Consider the following 8,342-nt stretch of genomic DNA (forward strand, 5'->3'; position numbering starts at 1 on the left):
GTTGTTCGGCGACGGCACCGCGTCCAGCTCGGACGGGCAGCACTTCCCGCTCGATCGACGCGCGCAGGGGACCGGCGCCGTCAATCCGCACAAGGGCAGCGAACCCGCCATCTCCTTTTACACCCACGTCTCCGATCGCTACGCGCCGTTCCATTCCACAGTCATCTCCGCCGGTGCCAGCGAGGCCGCGCATGTACTCGACGGCCTGCTCCATCATGGCGCCGACCTTGCGATCGAGCGTCACCATACCGATGGCGGGGGCGTTTCGGATCATGTGTTCGCCCTATGCCATCTCCTCGGTTTCCGTTTCGCCCCGCGTATCCCCAACATCGGTAACAGACGCCTGCATCTGTTCGGCGACATGAAGCCAGGGTCGACTGTCGCCCCATTGGTGGCCCAGCCGATCGACGAACGCCTGATTTCCGAGCACTGGGACGACGTGATCCGGCTCGCCACCTCAATCCGTACCGGTGTCACCAGCGCGTCGCTGATGCTGGAACGGCTCGGTTCCTATCCTCGCGCGAACGGTCTCGCTCTTGCCCTGCGAGAGATGGGTCGCGTCGAGCGGACGCTGTTCACGCTCGACTGGATCGAGCTCCCCGAGGAACGCCGCCGCGCCACCCGCGAGTTGAACAAGGGAGAGGCCCAGAACGCCCTCAAGCGCGCCATCTTTTTCCATCGCACCGGCCGGATCCGCGATCACGGACTGCAAGCCCAGGGACATCGGGCGAGCGCGCTCAATCTCGTCGCCAGCGCCGTCGTATTGTGGAACACCACCTATCTCGGAGCCGCAATGCGGCATCTCGAACATCAAGGACGATCCGTTCCGCCTGGTCTGCTCCAGCATCTCTCTCCGCTGGGGTGGCAGCATATCAACCTGACCGGGGATTACCTCTGGACCGACGCCGGCATCCCGGAAGGGAAACTCCGCCCGCTCCGGCAAGCCATCACAATCACCGATAATCCTTAGCGTATATCTGTGCCCGTTTTATGTACGTCCCCCTTCAGGCGCTGTCAGCGCTCCTTGATGTTCGAGACTCTCAACCTTTTTTTTCTGCTGGGCGTCCTTCAGGCCATCCCGTATGAGCGCATAGGCTTTCGAAGCTACCGATTTGGGAATGGGAGCACCTGCCGCAGACAGTTGGGCGATCATGCTGACCAGACGTTCCGCGTCAGACAAGTCTGTCGCCTGTCTGACAGGTGTGTCAGACAGGTTTTCTCCCTGTTTTCTGCCACTTTTTATGTGGGAGCGAATGGCCCTGTCCAGCCAGTCGCCAATCGTAAGACCTTCCCGCCTGGCCGCCGACAGGGCGGCATTCCGCACTTCTGGATGAACGCCACGGATTGACCACGGCTTGGGGTCGTCTGTCATGTCTGACTCCTTGTCTGACTTGTCTGACAGGGAGTGTGACGGCATTTATCTGCCTGGCACAAGCAAAACGGTTTCAGGGTGCATTGTTGTGCAGTCTTGCCTGTATTATGACCTGCGAATTGGAGTGGGCTTAGATTTCTTTACAATTTTACCATCTCTTTTAATGGTTGTGGTTCTAACCAACTCAACGCCATTCATGGTAGCGTCAAAATAAACATAATTAAGTTCATTATCTCTCCCACTAAAGCATTTATTCATAGCATCAAGTATTCCTACGCCTTCGATAGAATGAGGGCGCGGATTAGGATTGTTCCTAGGACTTGGTATAGTTTAAGGGAATAGATAGATACATGGTGGTGGTAGCTTATATGGGCCTACTTCGGTTATATCACGTCCATAATGTTCTATTTTTGGGCATTTTCTGGCTGTAGTTCCACATAGCCAATCCCAAACAACCAAACCGTCCACTCGTTTTTGTTAGGATATTATATCCGCAGAAAAGCGCGTATGAATTCCAGACCAAACATTATGTCTCGGGTCTGCACCTTTGTTTTGACAAACGCTCCATACTATAAATTCGTGAGCATGTGGGGGACGTGCTGATATATTTGTATTATTACCGTCTAAACACCCTTTCAATTCTATCGCGGCTATTTTTCCATTGTTAAGTGTTACTGAATAATCGTGTCTGTTTGAGCCGCCAGCTTCGACCCAATCTTGGATATAGTTGTTGTCCTGCATGTAATTCAAAACATGCTTAACAAATATTTTCTTTTCACCCATAGATGCAGAAATTTGGCCACGAACTCTTTGTATTGATCCTTCAAAAATCCCACTATCGTAAAAATCCTTTTCACTCATGCCAAAAGGATTGAGCTTGTGAGATTGGGTTTTTAGTATTTCTGAAAATTCATCTATTTTCGAACCAAGTTGTGGGTCTCTTTGACATGGTATTGTTTCATCAGACATCAATTATTTCCTAGCCCGTGCCTTTTGTGGGAGGTCTCTACACAATTTTTTTGGGAATTCTACGAGGTTGTTGGTGCGAGAAAAATCGATAACCGGTTCGATAATATGCTCTGTAATATGTCGTACAACTGGAACGGCAACGCCATCCCCAGTTAGATGATAGGCTTCATTATACGAACTTGGTAAGTAGTAGTTATCACTTAATCCCATCAAACGAGCTGTTTCTCTTGTAGATATAAGACGTGATTTTATTTTATTACCGTCAACAACAAGAATAAGCTGTCGAGAAGATCCGCCTGCTGGAGTTCTTAAGCATCCTGCGATGTCATCAAATCGGACTTCTGCACGTTGTATTTTTATTCCGTGCTGAAAACGCGTTCGTTTATACAATCCGCCGACCATGCGCACGCCAGCGGCTTTTGCGGTTTCAACCTTTGCCAAATTGACATCGCTCATCATCGACAACAAAGCTCGCGTTTCTGCTGCGCTATGCCACTGGACTCCTGTTGGCTTATCTTCAATAAGGTCAGCAAATCTTGTGTGGCGTTTAGGAGGGATTGGCATATCCCACCACACCCATGATTCTACTAGATCTGAAGGCAATGCCTCGTAGGCTTTGCGCAATGAAGATGTATGCCAGGACAAATTAGGCCCATCATTCGAGCCAAAAGGAACAATGTCGTTCCTAACCGCAATGAAAAATAATCGAGGTCGTGAATGAGGTAGGAAAAGTGCTGCATCTACGACGAAAGCGCCATAACGATAGCCCAAATCTTTAAGGGATCGACAAATGGCCGCAAAGTCTGATCCCTTATGGGATGTAAGGGTGCCAACGACATTCTCCAGTGCGATAACAGCTGGTGATCTGCCTTCTTCCCGTAAGGTCTGAATTATATCGATAAAAGGCCAAAAGGTACCAGAACGATTACCTTTTAGCCCTGCTCCTCCCCCTGCTAAGGACAGGTCTTGGCATGGGAAAGATCCCCAAATCAGATCAGCATGAATGGGCAACTGCTGGGATTTAATGTTGCGGATATCATCTGCAAGCATCTCCTTATCACCCCAGTTTCGTTGATACGTTGCGGCCTTCTTTCTATCGAAATCGTTGGCAAATAAGCACTTCCATTCTTCACCTAGACCTGCTCTGGCCATTCCACCGCCAGCAAAAAATTCATAAAATGTTCTCATGGCGGTTTCTTTTCAGTGTCTTAATTTCAGAATGGCAGTTGATTGTGTCGAAGTAACTTCAAACGGTCAAAACGACGCTGTATCGGCTAACTTCGGCGCTTCGCGGTTCCTGCTCCGCACTCACCCGGAGTGTGCAAGAGCATCGTTTATGGCGTCGTAAGTGTCCATCGAAGGCCCCCACTATTGTCCTGCTGCATACACACGCGTTCTCCTTTCTGCTGAACGGTGCGATACCCGTTGATCTGGCAATGCCCAAATGCCTGTAGCTGTCCAACCTGATCCATCTGGTAAGCCAGCTCTCCGGATGGAGAAGATGCCGCCCATTCAGCCAGGGTGCTTCGCTCCTTGGCCTGTTGCTGAACTTCGGCCAGCCCTTCTGCATACCCACCCCGATGTCCGAAGGTGTATCCAAGGAAGGCTGCGACGAAAACAAGAAGCAGGGACACGGTGCTGCATGTCCAGATCAGGGCCTTTCGATCTCCACTGATATACCCAGTTACAGCCTTGCAGCTTTCTTCCACCTTACCCGCAGATTTTTTTATCTCGTGGGCTGATTTTTTCAGGAACTGGGCGTGTTCAGGGAGCGTGGCGGCGATTCTGGCATAATCCTCTTGTGACTGGATGACTGTCTGCCGGAGCTTTTCCAGCTCTTGCAATGCAAAGTCGTCATCATCATCACCGGGATCATTCATGGATTATGTCCCCGTATGGAGACCTTCTGCTGTGGTCGAATTGTGGTCGTTCACAGGTCTGGGCGTGACAAAGCCATGATCTCTGAAAGCTCTCACGTCCTGTTCTCGCGTGAGATGATTCAACAGTTCATCAATGACCAGAGAGAAGCGTTCATCCCGTTCGGCAAGATTGAGCAATGTTGCGCCGAGAATGATCTTTTGCCTGTCAGCAATTTTTTTCTGCTGCCTGCTCTCTGCCTGTTTTGCATCACGCAAGGCACGCTTTGCCTGCTCAAGACGTTCTTCTGCCGCAAGAATTTTTGCGGACTTTTTGTGCTGTACTGTATCTGACATTACTACAGTTTCTCCCTGCGTTTGTTATCATATCATGAATAGTTGTTGACCTCAACCCTTAATGCCGATTAGGTATTAAGGGCGCACTTATGCAAACTCTGCGAGTTTGCGTGCGTCAGGGGCAAGCCCCTTGAAACCCCTTTTGTGGAGAGCGTGTCCCGTGGCGATCTTTCACCTGTCCGTCAAAACCGTATCGCGGAGTACCGGCAGGAGTGCCGTTGCCGCTGCGGCTTATCGGACAGGCGACAGGCTGACCAACGAACGGGATGGACGCCATCATGACTACACCAGACGGTCAGGCGTTGATGGCTCATTCATCATGGCCCCGACCGGGTGTGATTGGGCGCTGGACCGTTCGCGTTTGTGGAACACGGCAGAGCAGACCGAGAAGCGCTCCAATTCGGTTACAGCCCGTGAATATGTCCTGGCCCTTCCTGCCGAACTGGACGCCACGGAGCGATCTGATCTGGCGCGGGCTTTTGCTGGGGCTTTGGTCGAGCGTTATGGTGTGGCGGCAGATGTTGCCCTGCATGCTCCCAGCCGCGAGGGAGACGAGCGGAATCATCACGCGCATATCCTCACCACGACCCGCGAGGTTGAGCCGGACGGTCTAGGCAAAAAGACCCGCATACTGGATGCTGCCAAGACAGGCTGGCCAGAGATCGAGAGCCTGCGTGAGCTGTGGGCCATGCAATGCAATGAGGCGCTCGAACGCCACAACAAGCCTGCCCGTGTCGATCATCGCAGTTACGAGCGGCAGGGGGTCGAGAAGATGCCGACCCTGCATCTCGGTCCGACCAGTGTAACCATCGAGCGGAAGCATCAGGCCGAAGCCGAACGGAAAGGGGAGGATTATCAGCCTCGGACGTTCAAGGCGCAGGAGAACCGGCGCAGGCGTGGTCTGAATGAGCGCGTGCGTGAGCTGGCCCAGGAACTGGCAGGCGTCATCCGGCAGGTTCGCTCTGCCAAGATAGCAGCCGCCAGATCATTGGTGCGGGCCTTTGGTCGCAAGCGCCGGGCTGAACAGGAAGCAGAAGCCAAGCGTGCCGAGATGCTGCGCCAGCAGGAGGCCGAACAACGGCAGGCAGAGGAACAGCAGGAGGAAGCCAGCAGGAAGGCTTTGAAGCGGCAGGCGCAACAGGAGCAGCGGATCGAGAGCAGGCTGGCGGAGCTCATCAGTGAAGCGCCGGAAAAGAGGGCGACCCTGTTTGCCAGATTTTACCCGACAGATCCTCTCGCCCGTGCTGTGGATGCCAAGTTGTATCGCATGGAACTGGAGGATCTGGAGGCCGAGGAAAAGGCCGTCAGGACCGAACTGGAGCAATACGAGGCGCAGGAGCGGCAGGAGCAGTCCGAAGGGCCAGGTATGCGTGTGAAGGGTCGAGGGCGTGGCCGAGGTGGGCCGTCCCGGTCAAGTGGCCGGGACACGGACCCCGATCCTAGTGGCGGTGGATCAGGGTCTGATCCGTTCTAAGCGTTGGGCACTCCTACTGTTGCCCAGTAATATCTTTGATGTCCATTTGACGGGCTGGTATGTCCGGTTCCATTCCATCCAGAGACGGTTGAGACGGCGGCGGCATGCCTGGGCCTGTCGGGAGCTGGCGTTCGCCCGGATAGAGCGATGGCAACTGACGGAGAGGCGGCTGTTTTCCCAGCATGTCCTTGTCTGGCTGTTCGTCGGCCGAGATCACCACAGAGGCTGAAAATAGGCTGTGACGGATGCCATCGCGCGGGCCTGACCATACGACCCGATCATTCAGCACGTAGGCGTTGACTGTGCCTCGGTCGCCAATCTGACGGACCTCAAGCCAGAGGCCGGCTTTGAGGACGCTTAATGCTCGTTTCACCGTATCAATCGATCGGCCCATGAGCTTTGCCAGTGTCTGTTGGCTGATTACGACCGCGTTGTGTGGTCCTACTCTGGCCACGAGTAGGTGCAAAAGCTCTGCTGCCCGTGGTGAATCTCGAAGGAGGGCGGCCCATGCTTCATGGGCCGCCCGTTCAGTCTGAACCCATGTTCCTGACTGCCTCTGCGAGGACAAATCTTGCTTAGACATTCCGCACTCGTGCTTGAAAACCAAGCGCATCTTTGCCGCAAACTTGCGTGAAAACAATGCAAAAATGCACTAGGGGTAGTGCATAGCTGGTGCACGGGGGGTAGTGCATAGCTCATGCACTACCCCCCCCACACAAGTCATTGAAAATAAAAGAGAAAAAAAATGCTCCTTCTAATGATCTAATGGGGGTTCGTTTTCGTGTGTTCTGACGATGGGGGACGACGCCTGAACGGACTGCTTTTCCTTCCCCTAAAAATTAAAAATTCCACTTGGTGATGTTGGGTGTGCCGGTGGGAATGTGGATTGAGCGTGGAGCCGGTGGGCAGTGGTGTGGGCAGGCGGTGGACAGGCCGTAGGGCTGTCCACGGGCTGTCCATGCCCTGTCCACGGGCGGAACGCGGCCCGAAGGGCAATCCACATTTCCACGGGCTGGTGGATGTGCCACGCCGGGAGTGTACGTGCGCGAGCGGCAAAAAACGACGTTGTATCGGCCAGCTCCGGCGCTTCGCGCGCTACGCGGTTCCTGCTCCGCACTCACCCGGAGCCTGTAAGCTGTCGTTCGTTGGCACTGCTGATCTGCTCAGGAAGGGGAGTGGTTGGCAAAGCAGTCGGCTCATTACGCGACTACAGCGCGTCAGAAGGCCGTAGAAGGCACCATAGGGTCATTTGAATGGATTTGTATGCGTGATGGCATGAAGGGGCCTGTACGGGCTTTTACGGGCCTTCAGGGGGGACGTACATAAAACGGGCACAGATATACGCTAAGGATTATCGGTGATTGTGATGGCTTGCCGGAGCTGGCGGAGTTTCCCTTCCGGGATGCCGGCGTCGGTCCAGAGGTAATCCCCGGTCAGGTTGATATGCTGCCACCCCAGCGGAGAGAGATGCTGGAGCAGACCAGGCGGAACGGATCGTCCTTGATGTTCGAGATGCCGCATTGCGGCTCCGAGATAGGTGGTGTTCCACAATACGACGGCGCTGGCGACGAGATTGAGCGCGCTCGCCCGATGTCCCTGGGCTTGCAGTCCGTGATCGCGGATCCGGCCGGTGCGATGGAAAAAGATGGCGCGCTTGAGGGCGTTCTGGGCCTCTCCCTTGTTCAACTCGCGGGTGGCGCGGCGGCGTTCCTCGGGGAGCTCGATCCAGTCGAGCGTGAACAGCGTCCGCTCGACGCGACCCATCTCTCGCAGGGCAAGAGCGAGACCGTTCGCGCGAGGATAGGAACCGAGCCGTTCCAGCATCAGCGACGCGCTGGTGACACCGGTACGGATTGAGGTGGCGAGCCGGATCACGTCGTCCCAGTGCTCGGAAATCAGGCGTTCGTCGATCGGCTGGGCCACCAATGGGGCGACAGTCGACCCTGGCTTCATGTCGCCGAACAGATGCAGGCGTCTGTTACCGATGTTGGGGATACGCGGGGCGAAACGGAAACCGAGGAGATGGCATAGGGCGAACACATGATCCGAAACGCCCCCGCCATCGGTATGGTGACGCTCGATCGCAAGGTCGGCGCCATGATGGAGCAGGCCGTCGAGTACATGCGCGGCCTCGCTGGCACCGGCGGAGATGACTGTGGAATGGAACGGCGCGTAGCGATCGGAGACGTGGGTGTAAAAGGAGATGGCGGGTTCGCTGCCCTTGTGCGGATTGACGGCGCCGGTCCCCTGCGCGCGTCGATCGAGCGGGAAGTGCTGCCCGTCCGAGCTGGACGCGGTGCCGTCGCCGAACAAC

At 54.9% G+C, this 8,342-nt stretch carries 9 protein-coding genes; 2 read left to right on the forward strand and 7 right to left on the reverse strand.

Annotated elements, in window-relative coordinates:
- Window positions 1-970, forward strand: a 970-nt coding sequence (locus CFR72_RS15650; RefSeq protein ID WP_146220760.1) for a Tn3 family transposase, incomplete at its 5' end; no start/stop codon positions are given.
- An 18-nt stretch (window positions 971-988) separates the two neighbouring features.
- On the opposite strand, the gene CFR72_RS15655 is transcribed toward CFR72_RS15650, so the two are convergent.
- The 5 genes from CFR72_RS15655 to CFR72_RS15675 form a co-directional block, all read right to left on the reverse strand.
- Window positions 989-1,372, reverse strand: a complete 384-nt coding sequence (locus CFR72_RS15655; RefSeq protein ID WP_110914717.1) for a hypothetical protein — start codon at window positions 1,370-1,372, stop codon at window positions 989-991.
- Between the two features lie 477 nt (window positions 1,373-1,849).
- Window positions 1,850-2,341, reverse strand: coding sequence for a hypothetical protein (locus CFR72_RS17860; protein ID WP_208630076.1), 492 nt, complete (start codon window positions 2,339-2,341; stop codon window positions 1,850-1,852).
- Window positions 2,342-2,344: 3 nt separating this feature from the next.
- Window positions 2,345-3,529, reverse strand: coding sequence for a DNA cytosine methyltransferase (locus CFR72_RS15665; RefSeq protein ID WP_110914713.1), 1,185 nt, complete (start codon window positions 3,527-3,529; stop codon window positions 2,345-2,347).
- 146 nt (window positions 3,530-3,675) lie between these two features.
- Window positions 3,676-4,221, reverse strand: coding sequence for a hypothetical protein (locus tag CFR72_RS15670; RefSeq protein WP_110914714.1), 546 nt, complete (start codon window positions 4,219-4,221; stop codon window positions 3,676-3,678).
- A 3-nt stretch (window positions 4,222-4,224) separates the two neighbouring features.
- Entirely contained in the window at window positions 4,225-4,554 is a 330-nt protein-coding gene (locus CFR72_RS15675) for a mobilization protein (protein ID WP_110914715.1), read from the reverse strand.
- A 160-nt stretch (window positions 4,555-4,714) separates the two neighbouring features.
- On the opposite strand from CFR72_RS15675, the gene mobQ reads away from it, so the two are divergent.
- Entirely contained in the window at window positions 4,715-6,028 is a 1,314-nt protein-coding gene (gene mobQ, locus CFR72_RS15680; RefSeq protein WP_110914716.1) for a MobQ family relaxase, read from the forward strand.
- Between the two features lie 13 nt (window positions 6,029-6,041).
- Here mobQ and CFR72_RS15685 read toward each other — a convergent pair whose 3' ends face one another.
- Window positions 6,042-6,422, reverse strand: coding sequence for a helix-turn-helix domain-containing protein (locus CFR72_RS15685; RefSeq protein WP_244182341.1), 381 nt, complete (start codon window positions 6,420-6,422; stop codon window positions 6,042-6,044).
- 950 nt (window positions 6,423-7,372) lie between these two features.
- A partial coding sequence (locus tag CFR72_RS15690) for a Tn3 family transposase (protein WP_146220761.1) occupies window positions 7,373-8,342 on the reverse strand: 970 nt, incomplete at its 5' end.

It is taken from the genome of Gluconacetobacter entanii, from assembly GCF_003206495.1.
GTDB lineage: Bacteria > Pseudomonadota > Alphaproteobacteria > Acetobacterales > Acetobacteraceae > Novacetimonas > Novacetimonas entanii.

Coding starts and splice junctions, on each gene's coding strand:
- CFR72_RS15655 (WP_110914717.1), bottom strand. CDS start 1,372: ATGACAGACGACCCCAAGCCGTGGTCAATCCGTGGCGTTCATCCAGAA.
- CFR72_RS17860 (WP_208630076.1), bottom strand. CDS start 2,341: ATGTCTGATGAAACAATACCATGTCAAAGAGACCCACAACTTGGTTCG.
- CFR72_RS15665 (WP_110914713.1), bottom strand. CDS start 3,529: ATGAGAACATTTTATGAATTTTTTGCTGGCGGTGGAATGGCCAGAGCA.
- CFR72_RS15670 (WP_110914714.1), bottom strand. CDS start 4,221: ATGAATGATCCCGGTGATGATGATGACGACTTTGCATTGCAAGAGCTG.
- CFR72_RS15675 (WP_110914715.1), bottom strand. CDS start 4,554: ATGTCAGATACAGTACAGCACAAAAAGTCCGCAAAAATTCTTGCGGCA.
- CFR72_RS15685 (WP_244182341.1), bottom strand. CDS start 6,422: ATGGGCCGATCGATTGATACGGTGAAACGAGCATTAAGCGTCCTCAAA.